Origin of the sequence: Marinobacter sp. RI1 (assembly GCF_041155085.1) — a bacterium.
In the GTDB taxonomy this organism is placed as follows: Bacteria; Pseudomonadota; Gammaproteobacteria; order Pseudomonadales; family Oleiphilaceae; genus Marinobacter; species Marinobacter nauticus.
Window position 1 is genome coordinate 3,223,123 of the sequence record NZ_AP031605.1, and the last position, 22,702, is coordinate 3,245,824.

16 protein-coding genes are annotated in these 22,702 nt (G+C 59.3%); 7 read left to right on the forward strand and 9 right to left on the reverse strand.

Going from position 1 to position 22,702, the window contains the following annotated elements:
* The first annotated feature begins 87 nt into the window (after window positions 1–87).
* Window positions 88–2,904, forward strand: a complete 2,817-nt coding sequence (locus tag ACAM27_RS14570; RefSeq protein WP_226611020.1) for an HD domain-containing phosphohydrolase — start codon at window positions 88–90, stop codon at window positions 2,902–2,904.
* A gap of 49 nt (window positions 2,905–2,953) precedes the next feature.
* On the forward strand, window positions 2,954–3,736 hold the full coding sequence (gene djlA, locus ACAM27_RS14575) for a co-chaperone DjlA (protein ID WP_011785578.1): 783 nt from the start codon (window positions 2,954–2,956) through the stop codon (window positions 3,734–3,736).
* Window positions 3,737–3,745: 9 nt separating this feature from the next.
* Here djlA and ACAM27_RS14580 read toward each other — a convergent pair whose 3' ends face one another.
* On the reverse strand, window positions 3,746–4,354 hold the full coding sequence (locus ACAM27_RS14580) for an isoprenylcysteine carboxylmethyltransferase family protein (protein WP_023009343.1): 609 nt from the start codon (window positions 4,352–4,354) through the stop codon (window positions 3,746–3,748).
* 188 nt (window positions 4,355–4,542) lie between these two features.
* On the opposite strand from ACAM27_RS14580, the gene ACAM27_RS14585 reads away from it, so the two are divergent.
* Window positions 4,543–5,988, forward strand: a complete 1,446-nt coding sequence (locus tag ACAM27_RS14585) for an amidase (protein WP_369612187.1) — start codon at window positions 4,543–4,545, stop codon at window positions 5,986–5,988.
* On the opposite strand, the gene ACAM27_RS14590 is transcribed toward ACAM27_RS14585, so the two are convergent.
* Window positions 5,979–7,853 (reverse strand): diguanylate cyclase, encoded by a 1,875-nt coding sequence (locus ACAM27_RS14590; protein ID WP_369612188.1) that lies wholly within the window; start codon window positions 7,851–7,853, stop codon window positions 5,979–5,981. The two genes, ACAM27_RS14585 and ACAM27_RS14590, sit on opposite strands and share 10 nt — an antisense overlap.
* A gap of 151 nt (window positions 7,854–8,004) precedes the next feature.
* Window positions 8,005–8,733 (reverse strand): pseudouridine synthase, encoded by a 729-nt coding sequence (locus ACAM27_RS14595; RefSeq protein WP_222179931.1) that lies wholly within the window; start codon window positions 8,731–8,733, stop codon window positions 8,005–8,007.
* A 92-nt stretch (window positions 8,734–8,825) separates the two neighbouring features.
* Between ACAM27_RS14595 and ACAM27_RS14600 the strand changes: the two genes are divergently transcribed.
* Window positions 8,826–10,451 (forward strand): methyl-accepting chemotaxis protein, encoded by a 1,626-nt coding sequence (locus ACAM27_RS14600; RefSeq protein ID WP_023009347.1) that lies wholly within the window; start codon window positions 8,826–8,828, stop codon window positions 10,449–10,451.
* On the opposite strand, the gene ACAM27_RS14605 is transcribed toward ACAM27_RS14600, so the two are convergent.
* Together ACAM27_RS14605 and ACAM27_RS14610 are read right to left on the reverse strand one after the other, a co-directional pair.
* Window positions 10,445–13,534 (reverse strand): efflux RND transporter permease subunit, encoded by a 3,090-nt coding sequence (locus ACAM27_RS14605; protein WP_369612189.1) that lies wholly within the window; start codon window positions 13,532–13,534, stop codon window positions 10,445–10,447. The two genes, ACAM27_RS14600 and ACAM27_RS14605, sit on opposite strands and share 7 nt — an antisense overlap.
* A gap of 5 nt (window positions 13,535–13,539) precedes the next feature.
* The gene (locus ACAM27_RS14610; RefSeq protein ID WP_369612190.1) at window positions 13,540–14,622 is read right to left on the reverse strand and encodes an efflux RND transporter periplasmic adaptor subunit; all 1,083 of its coding nucleotides are present in this window, start codon (window positions 14,620–14,622) and stop codon (window positions 13,540–13,542) included.
* Window positions 14,623–14,954: 332 nt separating this feature from the next.
* On the opposite strand from ACAM27_RS14610, the gene ilvG reads away from it, so the two are divergent.
* The 3 genes from ilvG to ilvD are packed head-to-tail and all read left to right on the forward strand — an operon-like array spanning window position 14,955 to window position 18,625.
* On the forward strand, window positions 14,955–16,652 hold the full coding sequence (gene ilvG / locus ACAM27_RS14615) for an acetolactate synthase 2 catalytic subunit (RefSeq protein WP_014420940.1): 1,698 nt from the start codon (window positions 14,955–14,957) through the stop codon (window positions 16,650–16,652).
* On the forward strand, window positions 16,649–16,927 hold the full coding sequence (locus tag ACAM27_RS14620) for an ACT domain-containing protein (protein ID WP_011785586.1): 279 nt from the start codon (window positions 16,649–16,651) through the stop codon (window positions 16,925–16,927). The genes ilvG and ACAM27_RS14620 overlap by 4 nt, the downstream gene beginning before the upstream one ends.
* A gap of 21 nt (window positions 16,928–16,948) precedes the next feature.
* Window positions 16,949–18,625: a dihydroxy-acid dehydratase gene (gene ilvD, locus ACAM27_RS14625; RefSeq protein WP_369612191.1), complete on the forward strand. Its 1,677-nt coding sequence runs from the start codon at window positions 16,949–16,951 to the stop codon at window positions 18,623–18,625.
* 338 nt (window positions 18,626–18,963) lie between these two features.
* On the opposite strand, the gene cynS is transcribed toward ilvD, so the two are convergent.
* From cynS to ACAM27_RS14645, 4 genes are read right to left on the reverse strand one after another with little or no spacing between them, the layout of a single operon-like run.
* Entirely contained in the window at window positions 18,964–19,407 is a 444-nt protein-coding gene (cynS, locus tag ACAM27_RS14630) for a cyanase (RefSeq protein WP_014420938.1), read from the reverse strand.
* A 27-nt stretch (window positions 19,408–19,434) separates the two neighbouring features.
* On the reverse strand, window positions 19,435–20,343 hold the full coding sequence (locus ACAM27_RS14635) for an ABC transporter ATP-binding protein (protein ID WP_226611004.1): 909 nt from the start codon (window positions 20,341–20,343) through the stop codon (window positions 19,435–19,437).
* Window positions 20,344–20,398: 55 nt separating this feature from the next.
* A complete protein-coding gene (gene ntrB, locus ACAM27_RS14640; protein WP_014420936.1) occupies window positions 20,399–21,226 on the reverse strand; it encodes a nitrate ABC transporter permease in 828 nt (275 codons plus the stop codon).
* A gap of 2 nt (window positions 21,227–21,228) precedes the next feature.
* Complete coding sequence (locus ACAM27_RS14645; protein WP_369612192.1) at window positions 21,229–22,650, reverse strand: ABC transporter substrate-binding protein; 1,422 nt, start codon at window positions 22,648–22,650, stop codon at window positions 21,229–21,231.
* Window positions 22,651–22,702 lie beyond the last annotated feature (52 nt).

Genomic DNA, 22,702 nt, shown 5'->3' on the forward strand with positions numbered 1-22,702 from the left:
CCACCCGTTTATCTTCTGAAATCAGAATAACGCCCGCAGAGCGTCTACACTTAGAGAACCCTTCATCCGTCGCTGGATCCCGACGCTGTGAGACAGACAAAACCGCCACACAACAAACAGACCGCCCGGGTATCACTGGCATTCCTGATTGCGTCTGCCATCACCCTGGGAATGCTGATACTGGCCATAACACTGGTGGCCCAGAGTTATCGGGGCATGGAACAGGCCAAGGTCACCGCTGCCGCCGCCACTGCTCGACAGCTGGCTCTCAGCGTGGACGATCGTATCAATGCCATTACCCAACCGCCGGCTACGGCGCTGGCCTTGTTGCGGCACGACCCACTCACCCAGAGTTCCACCCTTGAGCAACGACTACAACGCCTTCCGGTGATTGCCGATGTGCTCACCAGCAGCGATATTGTCAGTGCGGTATACGCAGGCTATGACAATGGCGATTTTTTCCTGTTCCGTAAGATTCGCAGTTCGGGCTCACTCCAGTTTCCGGACGCCCCCGCAACCAGTCGCTATCTGCTGCAAAGCCTGGAATACCAGGGCAACCTGCGCAAGGGCATCTGGCAATTCTATAACAGCGACCTGGAACTGCTCGAACGCCGCTCGCTGCCGGATTACGACTATGATCCCCGCCAGCGCCCCTGGTATCAGGCAGCCAGGGCCGGAGATTCGCTCCAGCTATCAGCGCCTTATGTGTTTTTCACCACCCAGGAAACCGGGCTGACCCTGTCTCAGAGGGCCGCCAGTATCCCGGGTACCGTGCTGGGTGTTGATGTCACCGTGACCGACCTGGGCTCGCAACTGGCGGAGCTGAAACAGACCGCAGGCAGCCGGCTGGCCATTGTCAGCGCTTCCGGGGAACTCCTTGCAGACGCCGACGGTAACACCGAACCCGATGCCGTGATCCGCCAGGTGCTTGAGCCGGGCACCAACCGGGAAATCCGCCGCTTTCAGCAGCAGGGCCGTGACTGGTATGGCATGGCCGAGCAACTTGGAACCCTGCCCGATGAATCACTCTCAGTAGTTGTCGCCATTCCCTCGGATGAACTGCTGGCCGATGTCTGGGCCGCCCTTGCCCGACAGACCGCGATCGCCGGCGCCATAGCGCTTCTGCTGTTGATACTTGGCTGGTTTATGGGGCGCCAGGTGGGCAAACCCCTTGAACGCCTGACCGACCGGGTCAGCAGCCTCTCCCGCTTCCGCTTTGACACGCCAATCCGCTCGGAGTCCCATATCCGGGAAGCCTCGGAACTCAGCATTGCCCTGGATGACATGGCCCGCACCATCCGAAGCTTCCAGAACATCGCCACGGTGCTCAACCGGGGCCAGGACCTGAACCAGTTGTTACGCGACATTCTTGATCAGATCATCGCCATCGTCAGCCAGGAACGGGGCGCTATTTACCTGTACAGCAGCCATGAACATAAGCTCGACCTGGCTGTTAACCGCGGACTTGAACTGCCCGCCAGCCTGCCAGCCATCAACCAGGCGGCAGACGATAACGAGATCATTCGCCAGCTCAGAAACCACATATCCGGCCACCCGGTGTTTGCCATCCTGCGTAATCGACGCAAGAAACTCATTGGTGCATTGATCATCGAAATGGAAGTGGGCGACCACACCCACCTCAGTGATGACCTGATTGTTTTCGTGGATGAAATTGCCGGCTCCGCCGCAGTTGCCATCGAAACCCGTGAACTGATCGAAAGCCAGCAGGCCCTGCTCGATGGGTTTATCCGCCTGGTGGCCAGCGCCATTGATGCCAAGTCGCCCTACACCGGCGGCCATTGCGAGCGGGTGCCCAAGCTCGCCCAGATGATCACGGAGGTGGCAGAGCAGGCATCGGAAGGGCCTTTTGCCCATTTCCGCATGAACGAAGACGAACGTTACGAATTTCACCTGGCGGCCTGGTTGCACGACTGCGGCAAGATCACCAGCCCGGAATATGTGGTCGACAAAGCCGTAAAGCTGGAAACCATCTATAACCGCATCCACGAAATCCGGGCCCGCTTTGAAATCCTGCACCGGGATGCCGAGATCCGTTACCTTCAAGCCTGCCTGAATGGAGAAGACCCGACCGAGGCTGCCCGTTACAGAGATGAGGCTCAGGCACAATTGCAGGCTGACTTTGGCTTCCTGGCAAACGCCAATGTGGGCAGTGAGTCCATGTCGGACGAGGATGTAGCGCGCATTCGCCAGATCGGAGCCCAGACCTGGCAACGCCATTTCAGTGACCGACTGGGCCTCTCCGGGGATGAGCAGCAAGCCCTGGCGGATTCTCCGGAAGCGGCACTGCCCGCCACAGAGCCACTGCTGGCAGACAAACCCTGGCATATTCGCACCTGGGGCGACCGGGTGCCTCCGGTCCAGCGGGACGACCCGCGCAATCTCTGGGGCTTTGACATGAAGCTGCCTGAGTATGCCTACAACCGGGGAGAACTCCACAATCTGACCATCCAGTACGGCACCCTGACGGAAGAAGAGCGCTTCCGTATCAACGAACACATCGTGCAGACCATCTGCATGCTGGATGCCCTGCCCCTGCCAGACCGTCTGGCCCGTGTGCCCCGGCTGGCCGGCACTCACCACGAGCGTGTGGACGGCAAGGGCTACCCCTTCGGCCTGAGCGGTGAGGACATGAGCATTCCCGAGAAAATCATGGCCGTGGCTGACATCTTCGAGGCGCTGACCGCCGTGGATCGCCCTTACAAGCAGGGCAAGACACTGTCTGAAGCGCTGAACATCATGGATAACATGACCAGACAGGGCCATATAGACCGGGAGGTATTCCTGCTCTTCGTACGCTCCGGAACCTATCGGCGCTACGGTGCCCAGCACCTGAAGGCCGAGCAGATTGATACCGTGGATGAAAGCCTGTTCATGAAGCCCTGACCAAAAACACGTATATTCTCAGGACTGTTTACTCAACGAAGGATAGAGAATGCTGTTCGCAATCATTTTTGGCGGTCTGATCGGTTATGCCTTTGGTCGATTCCCCGGCTTTCTGGTTGGCGCAGCCATTGGTGCGTTCCTGTTCCAGCGCATGAAAAGCCGACTGCTGGGCAAGCTTCAGGGGCTGCAGGCCGGTTTCATTGAATCCGTGTTCGCGGTGATGGGCGCCCTGTGCAAGGCCGATGGCGTGGTCTCACGGGATGAAATCCAGATGGCAGAGGCCATGTTCGTTCGCTTTCGACTGAACGAATCCCAGAAAGCCATGGCCAAGGAAGCGTTCAACCGGGGTAAGGCATCGGACTTCGACCTGGACGCCGAACTCCAGCGCTTCATGCAGGCTTCCGGCCGCCAGCCGGTGCTGTTGCAGATGTTTCTGCAAGTACAGGTGTCTGCGGTTGCCGCAGACGGGCAGGTACATCCGGCCGAGCACGAAATGCTGGTTCGTATCGCCCGTGGGCTGGGGCTGCCGGAAAGTCAGGTCGACCAGCTTGAAGCTATGCTGCGTGGTGCCCATGCCGGCCAGGCGGGCGGTACCCGCAATTATTCCAGCAGCCAGCAGATCGATGATGCCTACAAGGTTCTTGGCGTCTCGCCAGAGGCCTCAGACGCCGAGATCAAGCGCGCTTACCGCAAGCTGATGAGTGAAAACCACCCGGACAAACTCGCCGGACGCGGCTTGCCCGAAAGTATGCGGGAAATGGCGGAAGAACGAACCCGTGAAATCAGCCACGCTTACGACGTGATCAAGGAAGCGCGGAACAAAGCGTCCTGAACCCGACAGTCAGAACCAGCGGGGCACCCGTTTGCAATAGGCCTCGTACTGTTCATCAAAACGCCTGGCCAGGGCTTTCTCTTCCTCCCTGGCCTGGCGCATGATCACCAGCACGCCAGTCACCAGGCACACCAGCGAAAACACGCTGGGCAACGCCAGAAAGAACCCCAACTGCCCCGTCATCACCGCCAGAAACAGCGGGTTCCGGCTGCGACCAAAAGGTCCATCGGTCAGAAGGTGCCCACTGCCATGCTGGTCATCAATGCCGGAACGCCAGTCCTCATGCATGTAGGCCTGCAGATAGTTCACGGCGGTGTAGGAAACCAGCAGAAGCACAGCCCCGGCCAGTAACACCGGCCAGTGGTACAGCAGGGGGAAAACGCCCAGCCAGGCGTCCAGATCAACCCAGATCCTGGCCAGGCAAACCAGCAGAATCGCAGCCCGGAACAGGTTAAAGGTGTGGCGATGCCACCAGGTAGCCGTACCGGCCCTGCCATAGTTGATGTGAGAGAAGCCTAATCGTGAATACAGGCCGAGCGTACGGGCCGCAAACTGCAGACCAATCATCAGGAAAAAAACGCCGAGAAAAACCCGGACAGCAGGCTCGATCAGATCCATTATTCATTCTGGTTCAGTAGGTTGGCAAACAGCTTACTGTGCTTGAGGCTGCATTGAAAGAGACACCGATCAATCCTTTGCTGCCATATTTTGCACCCATTTTGTGACGCCATACCTGAAATGACATATCGTCACGTTTAAGCCTGGGTTATGTTAGTAAGCCTCTGTTTTTGCTTTCAGGAGCCGCCATGAATCAGCCACCCAGTACCCGCTTCCATTGTTTCCGCAACGACGCGATGGCCGACAACGACGCTACCGCACTTGCTGAACGGATTCGTTCAGGCGAGGTTTCGGCGCAGGAAGTGGCGGCGGCGGCGATTGAGCGGGCACAGCTGGCGGCGCCGGTGATCAATGGTGTGGTGGCCGAACGTTATCAGCCAGCGCTGACACAGAGCCAGCGACCGGGCGCCCAGACTGGCCCCTTTGCCGGTGTGCCTACCTATATCAAGGACAACACGGACGTTGAGGGTTTGCCCACCGGGCACGGCTCACAGGCTGTCACGCCCCGGGTGGCGAAAAGAACCAGCCCTTTTGCCGAACAGATGCTGGCCCAGGGCTTTATTTGCCTGGGCAAGTCCACACTGCCGGAATTCGGTTTTAACGCCTCAACTGAGCCCGCCCAGGGAGACCCGACACGCAACCCATGGAACCTGGACTATTCCTGTGGCGCTTCCTCAGGCGGTGCTGCCGCCCTGGTCGCAGCCGGCGTGGTGCCCATCGCCCACGCCAATGACGGTGGCGGCTCTATCCGCATACCGGCTGCCTGTTGCGGGCTGGTAGGCCTGAAACCTACACGAGGCCGAGTGGTGGATAACGATGCCGCCCGGGATTTGCCCGTGAACATCATCAGTGATGGTGTCGTCACGCGTTCAGTGCGCGATACCGCCGGCTTCCTGGCGTACGCCGAGTCCTGGTTCAGGAACCGGAAACTACCCGCCATCGGGCATGTGCAGGGCCCCTCTGGCCGACAGTTGCGCATTGGCCTGGTGCTGGACTCCATCAACGGCCACCCCACCGACCCGGAAACCAGGCAAACCGTGGAGCAGACGGCCCGCTACCTGGAAAAGCTGGGGCACATTATCGAGCCCATGGATGTGCCGGTCGCCAGCTCATTTCCGGATGACTTTGCGCTTTACTGGGGGATGCTCGCGTTCGGTGTAAAAGCCCGCGGTAAGAAGCTCTATCACCCGGATTTCGACAAATCCCGAGTGGACGGTCTGACCAATGGCCTGGACAAAATGTTCCGCCGCCAGTTCTGGCGCCTGCCCGCTGTCATCTGGCGGCTGAAACGCTCCTGGCACGACTATCAGAGGCACATGAATGATTATGACGCGGTGCTGACCCCCGTCCTGGGACATACCACACCGCCGCTGGGCCATCTAAGCCCCGGCGTACCTTTCGATACCCTGTTCGAACGTCTGACCCGCTATGTGAGTTTTACGCCGCTGGCCAACGCCACTGGTGCTCCGGCTATCGCCTTACCTATGGGGGAAAGCAGTCAGCACCTGCCTATTTCGGTGCAGTTTATGGGTCGGCATGGCGATGAGCGCACGCTGCTCGAGATTGCCTACGCGCTGGAAGCCAACCACCCCTGGCCAACCCTTAACCAGGCAGCCCGGTCAAATCAGGCCTGACAGACTGCGTGGTCCCGCCCGGCCTGGGTATTTGCAATTACCCGGTTACGACCCTCCGCCTTGGCCTGGTAAAGCGCGTCATCGGCGCAGGCAAACAACGCTTTGGTGGCGTCCGCCCGGGCGGGCGCGCAGCTGCAAACACCAATACTGACGGTGAGATGAAGTACCTGATCCGAGACCCGGAAAGCTGTTTTCTGAATCTCCTCGCGGATTCTCTCGGCGACCCGAACGGCGCCCGCTTCCGGAGTGTCTGGCAACAGGACAACAAACTCCTCGCCGCCGTATCGCGCGGCCAGATCCTGCGGCCGGGTGACGTGCCGTTTGATGCAGTCGGCGACCATTTTCAGGCAGTCATCGCCCACCAGATGGCCGTAGGTATCGTTAAAGCTCTTGAAGTGATCAATATCTACCACCAGCAGCGACAGCGTCTCCTCAAACCGATAGGCATGGACCACGTCAGCCTGAAACTTTTTGTCAAAGTGCCCCCGGTTTTTGAGTCCGGTAAGGGGATCCGTCGCACTCAGTTCCAGTAGTTGTTCGTTCAGGGATTCCAGGTCACGGGTCCGCTCCTGCACCCTCTCCTCCAACAGGGCATTAGCCTCTTGCTGAACACGCAACGATTTTTCCTGGGCCAGTCGAGCTTTGCGTTCCTCACGCAATAACTTCTGCTGGGCCGCAAACGACTTCTTCTTCTCCCGGTTCAGCCTGTCAGCCAGCGCAAGTGATAACAGAATCACACCAAGGGCCGAGCCAACCTGAGTGGCATTCTCAGTCAGCAGGTTCCTGGGTAGCATGGTAAATTTGCTCAGCGCCAATACGATGCCCCCGAACAGCATAAACACCCAGGCCACCGTGTAATACCGGGCAGCTGGGTCACGCTTCAGCCAGCGCACCACACTCAGCATAAGCATGGTGGAGCATCCCACAAAGGCAACCAGAATGGTCGGAAGAATCATCAGCCTGTAGGGAATCAGAAGGCCCGCCAGGGCAAGCAGACCGGCCGTCATGATCATCGCCATCGTCCACCGGTTCAGCCACGGGTGGTTTTTTCTTGTCACACTGATGAAGCGAATACTGAAGGCTCCCCCGAACAGCACCACCAGATTCAGGAACACAATAATGGATTGGTCGTTCCACCAGGTCGCCTCAGGCCAGAGGTACTGGAACGCCACACCGTGCAGTGACGCCAGGAAAAGCGGCATCGCTGCAATATAGCCAACGTAGTAGAGAAAACTGCGCTCTCCCACAGCCATGAAGACGAAAAGGTTGTAAAGCATCATCACCAGGACGATGCCGTAATAGATCCCCTCAAACAGGCTACGAGCCTGTTCAGCCGCGTAGAAGGCATCCTGCTCCCAGAGCGTCATGGGCACCTGCATAGAGCTGGTGGTGTCCACCCGAAGATAAACCGTTGTGGACGATTCCGGGGGCAGCACCAACGGGACAATGAAATTGCGATGGTGGATCGGCCGATCGTAGAAAGGACGCTTATCCCCAAGGATCAGCGGTTCGAGCAGCTTCCCCCTGACCTCACGGTAGATCTCAATATGGTCCAGGACAGGGTAACCGATCTCCAGAAAATTACTGGCTTCCGATTTCAGCGTGTTGGTGAGCTTTACCCGAAACCAGTAGATATCCTCGCCATACCCCAGACTGACACTGTCACTACCGTTTCGGGTCCAGGCCTGGTCCGGAAGGTTCCGTATGTCAGCAACCGATGGCGACCCTGTCTCCTTCCAGTAATCGACGAACCGTGAAAGCTCAAGGCGTTTGGAAAAGGGCCCCCACTCTCCGGCATCTGCATGGGCAATGGAAGGGAGCACCAAATAAAAGAACAGCGTCAGGAAGACAAAAAGCCGTGGCATAGCAGTCTCGGGCGTCAAACGCACTTGTTATTTGTTATAAGCTTACGACTGAGTATGCACCAAGGTAGCGACAACGTCTGCTGAAAGTACTATTTGTCGCAAATTGACATAAAAAGCTACACAAGTTGTCCGATCTGGCTGGCGTCAGCCCTTAACCCGTCACCGTATCCTGTTCAAATATTTCCAGCACAGTTCGGAAGCTCTCCTCGGGAGGGGCGGAGAACCGCAGGACTTCCCCGGTGGCCGGGTGTGAAAGTTCCAGCTCAGTGGCCGCTAACATCAACCGCCCATAGCCGAACCGTTCAGCAAAATACCGGTTGTGCCGGCCACGCCCGTGATTGGCATCCCCGATAATCGGATGACTAATATGCTTCATGTGCCGCCGGAGCTGATGTTTCCGGCCGGTTTCGGGCTTCAGCTCCACCAGGCTGTAACGACTGGTGGGGTAACGCTCAATAGAGACCGGCAACTCCGTGGTGGCGAGGCAACGGTAGCGAGTAAGGGCCGGCCGGACGGGCTGTTCTTCTCCCTTCAATCGGCGGTCTTCGGGCTCTTCCCGGAGTGGATGATCGATCACGCCCTGTTCCGGCGCCCAACCTCGAACCAACGCAAGGTAGGTCTTCTTGAATTCGCCCGCCATCATTGCAAGCCCCAGTACCCTCGCCGTTGCCTGATCCCTGGCGAACAAAACGATGCCAGAGGTCGGCCGGTCCAGCCGATGCACCGGATAGACATGCGCTCCGCCGTTCATAGAACGGGCGTACTGCAACGCGAATTCCGTCTCATGGCGGTCAATCGGGCTGCGATGCATAAGCAACCCGGCCGGTTTGTGAACCACCAGAAGCTGGGAATCACGATAAATTTCTGTGAGAGGGTTCATAATATAAAATGTCGGCCGATAAACCAGTCAGGCAGCCCGCCAGAGACCGCCACGATAATCCATTAGCCCTAGCATCTTACAGGACCCCGCCCATGCGCTGGTACAACAAAAGCATCCTTAACCGGATCCTTACCATCATCGTGGTCTCCAACCTTCTGATTGCGATTGTTGCAGGCATTTACTTCAACCGATCACTCTCCAGCCAGGATGAATACGAGCACCTGATCAGTGATGAGATTGTCCTGGCCCTGCAAGCGCAAGACATTCTCAGCGATTTCAAGACACAGGTTCAGGAATGGAAGAACGTCCTGATTCGCGGCGCCGACGATGCCCAGCGCGATAAATACTGGCAACGGTTCCAGAAGACCGAGTCCAGTATCCAACAACAGCTGGACCAATTGATCCCAAGAATCGCTGATCAGGAAGCCCGCGCGCTGATGGACCGGTTCAGGGCCGCCCATCAACGGATGGGCGAAGCGTACCGGACGGGATACCAGGATTTCGTGGCCTCGGGGTACGATCATACCGAGGGCGATGAAGCGGTGACCGGGATTGATCGTGAACCCGCGCAACTGATTGAGCAGGCGGCCAACAAAATTCGTGACGTGGCCGTCTCCCACTCCGGCGAATTGCGGGACAGCGCAACGGAAACCACCTGGCTGATGGGTGGCTTGCTGCTCGCTGCCATCGTGATGGGCACGCTGGCCTGTCTTGGTGTTCTGGTGACATCCGTGGTACGTCCGACCCAGGAGCTGATTGCCAAACTGAGCAGAATTGGTGAGGGCGACCTGACAGACCCGGTAACCCTGAAACGCCCGGACGAGCTGGGTCGACTGGCGGACACCGCCCGAACCCTGCACCGGTTCCTGCGGGAAACCGGCGAAATGATGCAACACAACGCGTCTCAGCTGGCCGACACCGGAGCGATGATTCGGTCCAACGCCGACGCAGTGTCCTCTCAGTCTGACAAAGCGCACCAACGCATTGACCAGATAGCCACGGCGATGAACGAGATGTCAGCCACCGCTCAGGACGTCGCACAGCACGCAAGTTCTGTTGCCAGCCAGGTGGACGAAACCGCTAACCAGACGCGACACGCCGACGAACAGATCAACCAGGCGGTTGCCAGCATGAATCGATTGACCGATCAGATCCGCAGTTCCGCGGCCACCGTTGCTGAACTGGCCAAAAGCGGCCAACAGGTCGGCGACGTCATGCGGGTAATCCGGGAAATTGCCGACCAGACCAATCTGCTGGCGCTCAACGCCGCAATAGAGGCTGCCAGAGCTGGAGAAGCCGGGCGGGGTTTTGCGGTCGTTGCCGATGAGGTTCGCAACCTGGCAGCCAAAACTCAGGACGCCACCGTGGAAATAGATGAGATCATTGCCTCCATTCAGAATGGCTCCCGGGACGCCACAGAGTACATGCAGGCCTCTGAGGTGGTCGCCAAAGAGAGCAGCGAATCCGTGGATGCCGTACGAACCACACTGGCAGACATCACCCAGAGGATGATCAAGGTAAACGACGCCACAACGCAGGTGGCCACCGCTGCTGAAGAGCAGACCAGTGTCAGCGAGGACATCAACCGCAACGTCACAGAAGTGGCCGAAATCTCCGAAGCCATGCACGATGCCGCAGAGCAGAACCTGCGCACGGTTCCGGAGCTTGAGGCTATGGCCCGGAAGGCCCAGGAGTTGGCTGGGCGAATCCGCTACTGATCACGCTGCGAAATGCGCCGGACCAGCCCCCTGACCCGCTGGCCGGTGCGTTCTCCCAGAACCAGCAAAGCCGGCGTCAGTAATAGAGTGAGCAGCGTCGCAAAGGCCAGGCCGCCTGCAATGGCGCTGGACAGCTGAGTCCACCACTGAGTGGATGGCGCACCCAGTCCCAATGATGGCTCCAACAGATTCACATTTACCCCCAACACCATGGGGGTAAGCCCAAGGATTGTGGTGATGGCCGTCAGCAACACCGGCCGGAAACGCAGACAACCGGTCTCCAGGGCGGCTTCGTAGGCGGCTTTGCCCTCCCGCTTCATCTGGTTGAAGGTATCGATCAGGATGATGTTGTTGTTCACCACAATACCCGCCAGCGCAATGATGCCCATGCCCACCATCACCACGCCGAAAGACTGACCGGAAAACAGCAAGCCCAGCAGCACTCCGGCGGTGGACAATACAATCGCCGACAGGATCAGAAGGGTCTGGTAAAGGGAATTGAACTGAGTCACCAGAATCAGCAACATCAGGCCAACCGCAACCAGAAAAGCGGAGGTCAGGAAGTTGGCGGCCTGCTGCTGATCCTCGTTTTCGCCGGCAAAGCGCACGCTCACCCCTTCCGGTGGCTCGGGCATCTCAGCCTGCAGGGTCCGCAGCAGCTCGTCCATTCGCCTGCCCGGCGCAATATCCGATTTGATGGTGATCGTGCGCTGGCCATCAACCCGCACGATTGAGCCGGTCTTGTCGCCTGGCTCCAGGTCCACGAATTCCGACAGCGGCACCTGACCGCGGGGGGTGTTCAGTGTCTGGCGCTCCAGGTGATCCAGCTCCCGCCAGTTGTTGGGCACCCGCACCGCAATGTCCACCTCATCGCGAACATCTTCCGGCCGGTAGGTGGCCAGCACCAGGCCATTGGTTACCAGCCGAACCGCACTGCCGATGCTCAACACATCGGTACCGAATCGAGCGGCCGCCTCACGATCCACATTCAGGCGCCACTCGATCCCGGGCAGGCTCCGGTCGTCTTCAATATCGACAAAACCACCGAGTTCGCGCATGCGGTTCTCAATGCTGTCGACATAGCCATCCAGCTGTGTGCTGTCCATACTGCTGACCTGCAGCTCGATGGGCTTGCCTTCAGCCGGGCCGCCCTCCTGCTTGCGGAACTCCAGTTCAATACCGGCGATATCTGCCGTACGTTCCCGAAAGTCTTCCAGAATATCCGTGGCAGTGCGGCGGGTGTACCAGTCCGTGAACTGGAACTGCAGAACGCCGATCACATCCGGCGCCATCTGGGAGCTGGTGGTCACCATGGAGCGCGCATACAGGGCCTTTACCTCCGGCATATTCTGCAGCCGAGACTCCACTTCACGTACAATGGCATCACGTTCCCACACCGACAGATCGCCACGAGCCCGTACCTGAACCTGGGCCGACTCGGGCTCGACACTCGGGAAAAACTCGACACCATGGTTAAAGCGCCCATAGGCGGCGTAGATCACAACAATCACCATCAGGGTGCCGAGCAAGGTCAGGCCCGGGCGCTGCAGAAGAGCGGCCAGCACCTGTCGGTAGCCCCGCATGAAACGCCCTTCACTGGCATCCTGGTAGTGCCGGCGACCGCCGCTCACGCCACCCAAAACCGGGAGAAAGACCAGCGCCATAGCCAGCGAGGCAATCAGGCAGATCAACACGGTCATCGGCAGGTATTTCATGAACTCGCCCACCACTCCGGGCCAGAACAACAGCGGCACGAAGACCGCAAGCGTCGTCGCCGTGGAGGCAATAACCGGCCAGGCCATGCGCGAGGCTGCTTCCACCCAGGCGGCTTTGACCGGCTGCCCGTCCGACAGATTCCGGTCTGCCAGCTCAGACACCACAATGGCGCCATCCACCAGCATGCCCGCCACGAGGATCAGGCTGAACAGCACCACGATATTGAGCGTCAGGCCCATGCTCCAGATCACCAGGATGCCGGTCAGAAACGCCCCGGGGATGGTGAGCCCCACCAGCACAGCTGAGCGTGGGCCCATGGCCGCGATCACCACGATGATTACCAGCACAATGGCAGTCAGCACGTTGTTGAGCAGATCCGAGAGGATATCGCGCACTTCCTCGGACTGGTCCATGATGAAGCGGATATCGAGGGTCTCCGGCAACCGGGGCCGGGACTCATCAATCAGGGTGCGAATCTGCTCAATGGTTTCAATAATGTTGGCGCCCGAGCGCTTGGAAACTTCCAGTACCAGGGCTGGCTCCCCGTTGATGCGGGCGAAGCCGGTCGGGTCTTTGAAGGTGCGCTGCAGCATGGCCACATCACCAAAGGTAACCACAGTGTCGCCGTCCACCTTCACTGGCATCGACATCACATCTTCGATGGTTTCGATTACTCCCGGCACTTTCAGCGCCATCCGACCATTACCCGTGTCCAGTGAGCCGGCAGCCACCAGCTGGTTGTTCCGGGTAACCAGGGAGGCCAACTGATCAAAATCGATGCCGTAGCTTTCCAGCACCTGGGGATCCACCACGATCTCCAGCAGATCCTCCCGGTCGCCGCCAATTTCCACCTCCAGCACTTCGGGAATGGCTTCGATGGCATCCTGAAGTCGGCGCGCAATGGTGATCAGCTCGCGTTCCGACAGCGGACCGGACAGGCCTACCGACAACACCGGAAACAGCGACACGTTGATTTCATTGACCCGGGGTTCGTCGGCTTCCTGGGGTAGCTTGCTGCGGGCGGTATCCACCTTCTCCCGGACATCCTGCAGCGCCTTGTCCGGATCGAAACCGGCGTCGAATTCAAGCATTACCGAGGCATGGCCTTCTGAGGCGGTACCCCGCATTTCCTTGATGCCTTCCAGCGAGCGCAGCTCCTGCTCCATGGGCCGGACCAGCAGGCGCTCACCGTCTTCCGGGCTGATGCCTTCAAGCGTCATCGAGACATAGATCATCGGGATGGTGACGTCCGGATTGGATTCCTTGGGAATCGCCTGGTAGGCCGCCATACCGCCCAACAGCAGGAACAGGAACAACAACAGCGTGGTGCGGCTTCGGTCCATGGCCGCGGCAATCAATGCTCGCATGACGGTCAGCCCCGCTGGTCGGAGGTATCAACAGGGCGCACCTGTTCACCCGGCGAGACAAATCCGGCCCCTCGGGTAATCAGGCGAATCTCAGGCGGCAAGCCGGCAACCCAGGCACCGTCGGTCGAGACGCTTAGCAGCCGCACGGTCTCAAACACCACTCGATTATCGGCATCGACATACTTCACGCCGGGCCGGCCATCGTCATCCAGCCCCAGATAAGCCGGCGATATGAAGGTGGCCTGTTGTTCCGGCAGTTGAATACTCAGGCTGGCAGAGCCGCCCGCAGCCCGCTTCAATTCAGGATTCTCCACCACCACTTCCACCGCAAAACTTCGGGTGTCCGAATTGGCAGCGCTGGCCACAAAACTGACAACGCCGGCCAGCCGGGAGCCGTCCAGCAGTTGTATATCGACTGCCTGCCCCGGTTGAACCAGCGCCGCCGATTGTTGGGGGATCTGTCCGGTGGCTTTCAGGCGGTCTATCTGTACCAGCTCAAACAGGGGCGTTCCCACCTGCACCAGACTGCCTTCGTCCACTTCGCGACGATTCACAGTGGCATCAAACGGTGCGATGGGCTTGAGGTGATTCAGCGCCAGTTCAGCCGCAGCGAGTTCTGCTCGAGCCGCGGCGAGTTCACTCTGCAGACGCAGTATTTCAGTTTCGGCGGCCAGATTGCTGGAACGCAGCTTCCGGGCGGCGGCCAGATCCGCTTCCAACTTGCGAATACTGGCCTGCCAGCGCTGTACCACCGTGTCCCGACCATCCATCGACAAGGTCGCAAGCACCGTACCCGCTTTCACCTGCTGCCCCAGCTCAACGTTCAGTTGCTCAACAGTACCAGCCACGCGGGCACTGACCTGAACCGACTGCCAGGGTTCCAGTTGGCCCTGAAGCTTCAGGGCTGGCTGATAAGCCCGCGCGCTGACCGGTATTACCTCAACCCGGGTGACAGATACCTGTTCGGAAGCCGGCGCCTCCGGCGCCTCTTCACTGGCGACTTTTACCTCACCCGTTGCCATCCATACAACCAATAAGACGATGACCAGAAGGGATAATCCCAGGGAGCTCCATTTTGCTCTTGTCATGCACCACTCGCCGTGAACAGATTTGGTTTGAGAAAGCGAAAAAGCCGGCACCGGTTGAATTTCCGGAAATAAGCCCTTGCATCCGCCTGAAAACGTGGGTTAGATTCTACACACATTGTTCAACTCAATTCAGAGCAGATTGTCGATTTCATGAATCTCAACGCAGTTATGGTCCTTGTGAAGCTAGTCCTGGTGGTCGTGGTACCGTCCGGGGGCTTTTGCGTGGACAAGCGGGTGAGATAGCGACAACCTGACAACGACACCAGAAACCCCCGGCACCGCAAGGTCCCGGGGGTTTCTTTTTTGCGGCAAAGAAAAAGGGAAAAACGACCATGAACGGCTCACAGCACATTCTTGCAGCGTTCCACCGCCATAACATCAGCACGGTTTTCGGGTATCCGGGTGGCTGCATCATGCCCCTGTATGACGCGCTGGTGGATGACGTGGGAATGGAGCATGTGCTGTGCCGCCACGAGCAGGCCTGCGCCCTGGCGGCAGACGGTTACGCCCGGGCCAGTGGCCAACTGGGGGTTTGTATTGCCACCTCCGGCCCCGGCGCCACCAACCTGATCACTGGCGTTGCCAACGCCTACATGGATTCCATTCCCCTGCTGGTGATCACCGGGCAGGTCCCCTCCGGATTGATTGGCACCGACGCCTTTCAGGAAACCGACATCCTTGGCATGACCCTGGGCATCGTCAAACACAGCTACCTGGTGGATGACCCCGAAGACCTGCCGGGCATTCTGGAGGAAGCCATCGACCTGGCCCAGGCTGGCCGCCCCGGGCCGGTATGGATTGATATTCCCAAAGACATTCTGTTGTCCGAGATTGAGGCTCCAGCCCCGGCCTGCACCGAGGCACCGCCAGCGGATTGCCCGGAGATCGGCCCGGCCCTGGCCATGCTGAAATCAGCCAGGCGGCCCCTGCTCTACAGTGGTGGCGGTGTGTCTCTGGCCGGAGCCGAAGACCGTTTTCGTACCTTTGCCGAAGTCTCGGGGCTGCCGGGCGTAGTTACCCTCAAAGGCATAGGCAACGCCGGCCGAAACAACCCGAATGATCTGGGCATGCTCGGCATGCACGGTTCCCGGGCGGCCAACAAGGCGGTTGACGAGTGCGACCTCCTGGTCGTCATCGGCGCCCGGCTGGATGACCGTGCCACCGGCAACCTGGACGGATTCGCGCCTAATGCCCGGATGATCCATATTGACGCCGATGCCGCCGAGATCAACAAACTGCGGCCAGCAGACCTGTCTCTGCGCGGCGATCTGAACGCCATTCTGGCGGCAATGACCGATGCCATTGCGGCTGAGCCACTGGCTATCGACGCCTGGCAGAAACAATGCCGCACCTGGCATACCACCGGAGGCTTCCGCGCCGCCGATAACGAGGAACCGTTGGCCCCCATTACCGGCCCCGCATTCATCCGTCAGCTTTCCGGCATCACCGGCGACGACACTGTCATCGCCTGCGATGTTGGCCAGCATCAGATGTGGGTTGCCCAGTACTACCAGTTCGCCCATCCACGCCACCACCTGACCAGCGGAGGTCTGGGCACCATGGGCTTCGGGCTTCCGGCGGCCATCGGCGCCCAGTTCTCGGACCGAACACGCACCGTCATCAACGTGACCGGTGATGGCTCGTTCATGATGAACGCACAGGAACTGGCCACCATACGGCGCTACAACCTGCCGTTGAAGCTGATCATTCTGGACAACCAGTGCCTGGGCATGGTTCGTCAGCAACAGGAACTGTTCTACAACAACCGCGAGAGCCAGATCGATCTGGACGACAATCCGGACTTTGTCGCCATGGCCCGGGCGTTCGATATCCCGGCCCTGCACATTGAGCGGACCGACCAGATCCGCCGCGGCATCGAGACCATTCTGGCGTACAACGGCCCGATGCTGCTGCACGTTGCCATCAGCCGCGAAGAGAACGTCTGGCCCATCGTCAAAGCCGGCGCCAGCAACAAGGAAATGATTGACGAACCCCGTAAAACGAACAGCCGCAAGGAGCAGGTAGCATGAAGCCGAATCATGAAAGCGCCAGTCAACGATATACCCTGAATTGCCGCATGAACCAGGAAGCGGCAGCTCTGGAGCGGCTGTGCCGGGTGGTACGGGTGCGCGGCTTCCGTATTTCCAGGATGGCCATGGAATCAACTGGCGATACCCTCGACATTGCCCTCACGCTGGAGGGTTCCCGGCCAGTTGCTATGCTTCAATCTCAGCTGGAGAAACTGCATACCGTTGCCGGAGTTGAACTGGTCTCCGATACCATGGCACGGTCGCGATCGGCTTGAAACGACGGAGAGGGATAACGCATGACAACCGATAAACGACGCCGACACTCGGCACCGGTGGTAGACGGTATCAATAAATCCGCCAGCCGGGCCATGCTCCGGGCGGTAGGTTTTACCGACGAGGATTTTCAAAAACCTCAGATTGGCATTGCCTCCACCTGGAGCAACCTCACGCCCTGCAACATGCACATTGACGGCCTGGCCCGGGAGGCCGCCAAGGGTGCCGACGGAGCCGGGGGCAAGAGCCTTATCTTCAACACCATCACCATCTCTGATGGCATCGCCAACGGCACCGAGGGCATGAAATATTCTCTGGTGTCGCGCGAGGTGATTGCCGATTCCATTGAGACCGTGGCCGGTTGTGAGGGCTTCGACGGACTGGTCGCCATCGGTGGCTGCGACAAGAACATGCCCGGCTGCATGATGGGCCTTGCCCGGCTGAACCGGCCCTCGGTCTTCGTTTACGGCGGCACCATCATGCCCGGCGAAAACCATACCGACATCATCTCCGTGTTTGAGGCGGTGGGCGCCCATGCCCGCGGTAACATGGAGCTGATCGAAGTCAAACAGATCGAGGAAACCGCGATTCCCGGGCCAGGCTCCTGTGGCGGCATGTACACCGCCAACACCATGGCCTCCGCCATTGAGGCCATGGGTATGAGCCTGCCAGGCAGCTCGGCCCAGAACGCCGTTTCCGACAGCAAACTGGCGGATTGCGAAGCCGCGGGCGCCGCGGTACTGAAACTGCTGGAAGCCGATATCAAGCCCTCCGACATCATGACCCGGGAAGCGTTCGAGAACGCCATCACCGTGGTGATCGCGCTGGGTGGTTCCACCAACGCCGTGCTTCACCTTCTGGGTATGGCCAGTACCGTGGGAGTGGAGCTGTCACTGGACGATTTCGTACGCATCGGCAAACAGGTACCGGTCCTGGCAGACCTTCGCCCCTCCGGCCACTACATGATGTCCGAGCTGGTGGCCATTGGTGGCATTCAACCGCTAATGAAGATGCTGCTCGACCGGGGACTGCTGCATGGGGACTGCCTCACGGTGACCGGCAAGACCCTGGCAGAGAACCTCGAGACCGTGGAGCCCTACCCCGAAGGCCAGCAGATCATCCACGCCTTCGACAACCCGATCAAAGCCGACAGTCATCTACGCATTCTCTATGGCAACCTGGCTCCGGAAGGCTCGGTGGCGAAAATCACTGGCAAGGAAGGCACCCATTTCTCCGGCCGCGCCCGTGTCTTTCACTCGGAAGAGGAGGCCCAGGCGCGCATCCTGGATGGCACCGTGGTGGCCGGCGACGTGCTGGTGATTCGATACGAAGGCCCCAAAGGCGGGCCCGGCATGCGGGAAATGCTCAGCCCCACCTCGGCGATTATGGGCAAAGGTCTTGGCAGTGATGTAGCTCTGATTACAGACGGCCGCTTCTCCGGTGGCAGCCATGGTTTTGTGGTTGGCCACATCACACCTGAGGCCGCCGTGGGCGGGCCAATTGCGCTGGTGGAAGACGGCGACACCATTACCATTGATGCCGTGAGCAACTCGATTGTGCTGGAAATCTCTGACGCGGAAATGGAAAAACGGCGCAAAGCCTGGACGCCGCCGGAACCCAGATTTACCCGGGGAGTGCTGGCCAAGTATGCCCGTGTGGTGAGCTCTGCATCTACGGGCGCCGTTACCGACCTGCCCTAGTTGGGCTTGGGCTCGCAGCCTTGTAGTTGTGGGGCAGGTACGGCGGGTATGGGGTATTTTTCTTCGGGAAAAAGAACTCGCTTCGCTCAGACACCTTTTTCCTGTCAGAAAAACACCCCATACCCCCCTACCGACGTGCAGAACAGATATACCCCCCACCGACGGGCATCACCTGTATAACCGTAATGCCCGTCGGCGCGGGGTGGTTGGTGGATTTTTCGCCGGAAAAAGGTGTCTGAGCGAAGCGAGTTCTTTTTCCAAGAAAAATCCACCGGCCACCCCGCAAGCCCGCCCCGCAGCCAGAAGGCTACGAGAAGGACAAACTCAAAGCTCAGCGATTACCAGGCCTTATAAGGCAGAAACTTCCCGTTCATGGTAACCACCACCCGGTCGCCCTTCGGATTCTCTTCCTTCTCAATGTCCATGGTGAAGTCAATGGCACTCATGATGCCATCCCCGAACTTCTCGTGAATCAGCGCTTTCATGGTATCGCCATACACGCCTACCACTTCATACAGGCGATAGATCAGCGGGTCTTGGGGAACAGCGCCATCCCACGCTTTTTTGGGGCAGACCTGCAGGGCTTCGGCTACCGGCTTGTCGAGGCCGAGGGTTTCACAGAGGGCGAAAGCCTTGTCCTCGGTGAGGCTGTTCATCCCGAGAGCCGCAGAGGTGGTGAACACCGGCGACAGCCCCACTGCCTCGGCAATCGCTTCCCAGGTCATGCCCTTGGCAACTTTGGCTTCAAGGATTTTTGCGGTCATCAGTTCTTTGTTCATCATGGTTGGTTCCTCTCTTCACTTTTAACGTCAGGCATTCACCGCACGAGCGGCAGTTTCGGATTCGGTTTCAGATTCGGCCGCCGCCGGTTCCGGCTGAGCGATACCTTTGGCAGGCTCGACAACTTTCGGGCTGCCGTCTTGTTCCGGCAGGGCCGAGCCGCTTCGGTTGACCAGGAAGTCAACCAGGTAGTCCCGGGTCTTGTGGTAAGCCGGGTTCTGGAAAATGGTGGCCCGCGCCCGCGGATGCGGGATGTCCACTTTCACACTCTCGGCGATGCGAGCATTGGGGCCGTTGGACATCAGAAAGATGCGGTCGGACAGGAGAATGGCTTCATCAACATCGTGGGTGATCATGAACACGGTCTGGCGGGTTTCTTCCCAGATCTTCACCAGTTCATCCTGAATCACTCCTCGCGTAAGGGCATCCAGCGCGCCGAAGGGTTCATCCAGCAGCAGGAGTTCCGGCTGGGTGGCGAAGGCCCGGGCGATGCTCACCCGTTGGCGCATGCCACCTGAGAGCTGCGAGGGCTTGCGGTTCATGGCGTGCTCCAGGCCCACCATTTTCAGGTAGCGCTCGCTGTGCTCCCTCACCTTTTCCTTGGACCAGCCGGGCCAACGGGCTTTCACCGCAAATACGATGTTGTTCAGGGCGGTTTTCCAGGGCAGCAGGCTGTAGTTCTGAAACACCACGCCGCGCTCCAGGCCCGGGCCCTTTACTTCCTTGCCGTTCATCACCACGTTGCCGGCGCTGGCTTCGTCCAGGCCAGCCAGCACGTTCAGGATGGTGGATTTGCCGCAGCCGGAGTGGCCGATGATGCAGACGAACTCGCCTTTTTCCAGGGCAAAGCGGATATCCTCGAAGACGGTCAGCTCACCGCCCTGGCCATCCGGATAGACTTTGGACAGGCCATCTACTTCCAGGAATGGTTTACTCATAACAGGTCTCCGTTCGGAGGGTTGAGGCCGGCATCGGCGGCCGGTGCCGGGCCGCTCATTCTTTGTACTCCACCAGTTTCTGGGCCTTGCCCAGGGCCAGGTCCAGCAGCATGCCCACCACCCCGATCATCAGGATGGAGAAGATCACACTGGCCAGATCCAGGTTGTTCCACTCGTTCCACACGTAGTAGCCAATGCCGGTGCCGCCCACGAGCATTTCCGCCGCCACGATGACCAGCCAGGCAATACCGATGGAGATGCGCATGCCGGTCAGGATGGTGGGCGCGGCCGCCGGCAGAATCACGGTTAACGCGGTTTTGATCGGCCCCAGTTCGTGGGTTCTGGCCACGTTCACCCAATCCTGCCGGACATTGGCCACACCAAAGGCGGTGTTAAGCAGCATCGGCCAGATCGAGCAGATGAAGATCACGAAGATGGCCGAGGCGTCCGAGTCCTGGATGATGAACAGGGCCAGGGGCATCCAGGCCAGCGGCGAAATCGGCCGCAAAACCTGGATGTAGGGGTTCAGGGCCTTGTACATCAGCGGAGACATACCGATCAGGAACCCCAGGGGCAAGGCGATGGCCATGGCCGCCAGGTAGCCGGTAAGTACCCGGTACACCGAATAGGCCAGCTGGATGCCGATACCCTTGTCGTTGGCGCCGGCGTCGTAGAACGGATTCGACAGCTCGGCCCAGGCCAGCTTGATCACCGCTGATGGGGGCGGTACGCGGGATTCCTGGTCGGCGCCACCCATGAGCATTTCGTATTCGCTCATTCCGGTCTGGGCTTCCGGCGGCTGGGTTGCCATTTCCCACAGCCCCAGGGCCACAATCAGGAACGACACCGACAGCAACGCTGCCCGTATGTTCAGGGAAGCCATGGTTACACCCTCCCGATCGCAAAGCTGCGGGCATACTCTTCCGCGCTGTCCGGATCAAAAGTCTTGCCCATGATGGTGTGGGTCTTGTAGGTCTTGTCCGGCGCGCTGTAGCCCATCTCCTCCATGAGCTTGCCGGTTTCTCCGGCCAGGTAGACCTGCTCGGCGATGCCCTTGTAATCCACGTCGCCCTCGATGTAGCCCCAGCGCTTCATCTGGGTGAGGATCCACACGCCCATGGAATGCCAGGGGAACGGATCGAAATCGATTCGATCCGGCACATTCTTCACCTCGCCCAGGCCGTCCGCGTAGTACCCGGTCAGCACCTGCTGGATGACCGGGACCGGCTGGTTCAGGTAGTTCTTGGGCGCGATGGCTTCGGAGATTTCCTTTCGATTTTCCGGATTGTTGGAGTACTGGGTGGCATCAATGATGGCCCGCAAAAGAGCGCCATAGGTATTCGGATTCTGAGTCGCAAACTGCTGGCTGCAGGCGAAGGCGCAGCAGGGGTGGCCTTCCCAGATATCCTTGGTAAGCATGTGAATGAAGCCCACCTTCTCCCACACGGCACGCTGGTTGAACGGGTCCGGTGACAGGTAGCCATCGAGGTTACCGGCACGAAGATTGGCCACCATCTCGGGTGGCGGAACCACTCGGATCTGCACGTCCTTGTCCGGGTCGATACCGTTCTCGGCCAGGTAGTAACGCAGCAGGAAGTTATGCATGGAATATTCGAACGGCACCCCGAACTTGAAGCCCTTCCACTGCTTGGGATCTCGCTTGTCCTTGTGGTCCACGTGCAGCACGATGGCCTGGCCGTTGATGTTCTCCACCGCCGGCATGATGAACGGTTCCGGTGTGGAGCCGGCACCCATGGTCATGGCCAGGGGCATTGGGGTGAGCATATGGGACGCGTCGTATTCACCGGCCAGGGACTTGTCACGGGCCACCGCCCAGCCCGCGGTCTTGGTCACGGTCACGTCCAGGCCGTAGCGCTCATAGAAGCCCATGGGGTGAGCCATGATGATCGGCGTGGCGCAGGTAATGGGTACAAAGCCAACGTTCAGTTTGGTCTTCTCAAGCTTGCCGAGGGATTCCTTAACCGCGGCCTTGGCCTTGTCCATGGGGAACACGCTGCCCAGCAGCGCAGCGGCGGTGCCCGCACCCATCATTTTCATGAAGCTGCGGCGGCTGTGGTCGTTGTGGCCGAATACAGAGCGGACAACGGCGCTCTCGATGGCTCGGTCCATCATCTCTTCTGAATTCAGTGGCGCCTCCGATGCGTCCTGCCTGCTGACGGAAGATTTTAGGTCCAGCGAAATTGCCGGGGTGTCCTGGCCGGGCTTGCAGTCCGGGCAGCCACAGGTTTTGGCGTGGATCAGCGATTTGTCTCCATCAAACGGATTACCAAGGCTCTTTGTCGTCATGGGGCACTCTCCTGAAGTACGGGTCGTTTATGCACTCTTGCGGTGCAGTAAA

Coding starts and splice junctions, on each gene's coding strand:
- ACAM27_RS14610 (WP_369612190.1), bottom strand. CDS start 14,622: ATGACAAGAGCAAAATGGAGCTCCCTGGGATTATCCCTTCTGGTCATC.
- ilvG (WP_014420940.1), top strand. CDS start 14,955: ATGAACGGCTCACAGCACATTCTTGCAGCGTTCCACCGCCATAACATC.
- ACAM27_RS14580 (WP_023009343.1), bottom strand. CDS start 4,354: ATGGATCTGATCGAGCCTGCTGTCCGGGTTTTTCTCGGCGTTTTTTTC.
- ntrB (WP_014420936.1), bottom strand. CDS start 21,226: ATGGCTTCCCTGAACATACGGGCAGCGTTGCTGTCGGTGTCGTTCCTG.
- ACAM27_RS14590 (WP_369612188.1), bottom strand. CDS start 7,853: ATGCCACGGCTTTTTGTCTTCCTGACGCTGTTCTTTTATTTGGTGCTC.
- djlA (WP_011785578.1), top strand. CDS start 2,954: ATGCTGTTCGCAATCATTTTTGGCGGTCTGATCGGTTATGCCTTTGGT.
- ACAM27_RS14645 (WP_369612192.1), bottom strand. CDS start 22,650: ATGACGACAAAGAGCCTTGGTAATCCGTTTGATGGAGACAAATCGCTG.
- ilvD (WP_369612191.1), top strand. CDS start 16,949: ATGACAACCGATAAACGACGCCGACACTCGGCACCGGTGGTAGACGGT.
- cynS (WP_014420938.1), bottom strand. CDS start 19,407: ATGATGAACAAAGAACTGATGACCGCAAAAATCCTTGAAGCCAAAGTT.
- ACAM27_RS14595 (WP_222179931.1), bottom strand. CDS start 8,733: ATGAACCCTCTCACAGAAATTTATCGTGATTCCCAGCTTCTGGTGGTT.
- ACAM27_RS14620 (WP_011785586.1), top strand. CDS start 16,649: ATGAAGCCGAATCATGAAAGCGCCAGTCAACGATATACCCTGAATTGC.
- ACAM27_RS14600 (WP_023009347.1), top strand. CDS start 8,826: ATGCGCTGGTACAACAAAAGCATCCTTAACCGGATCCTTACCATCATC.
- ACAM27_RS14635 (WP_226611004.1), bottom strand. CDS start 20,343: ATGAGTAAACCATTCCTGGAAGTAGATGGCCTGTCCAAAGTCTATCCG.
- ACAM27_RS14585 (WP_369612187.1), top strand. CDS start 4,543: ATGAATCAGCCACCCAGTACCCGCTTCCATTGTTTCCGCAACGACGCG.
- ACAM27_RS14605 (WP_369612189.1), bottom strand. CDS start 13,534: ATGCGAGCATTGATTGCCGCGGCCATGGACCGAAGCCGCACCACGCTG.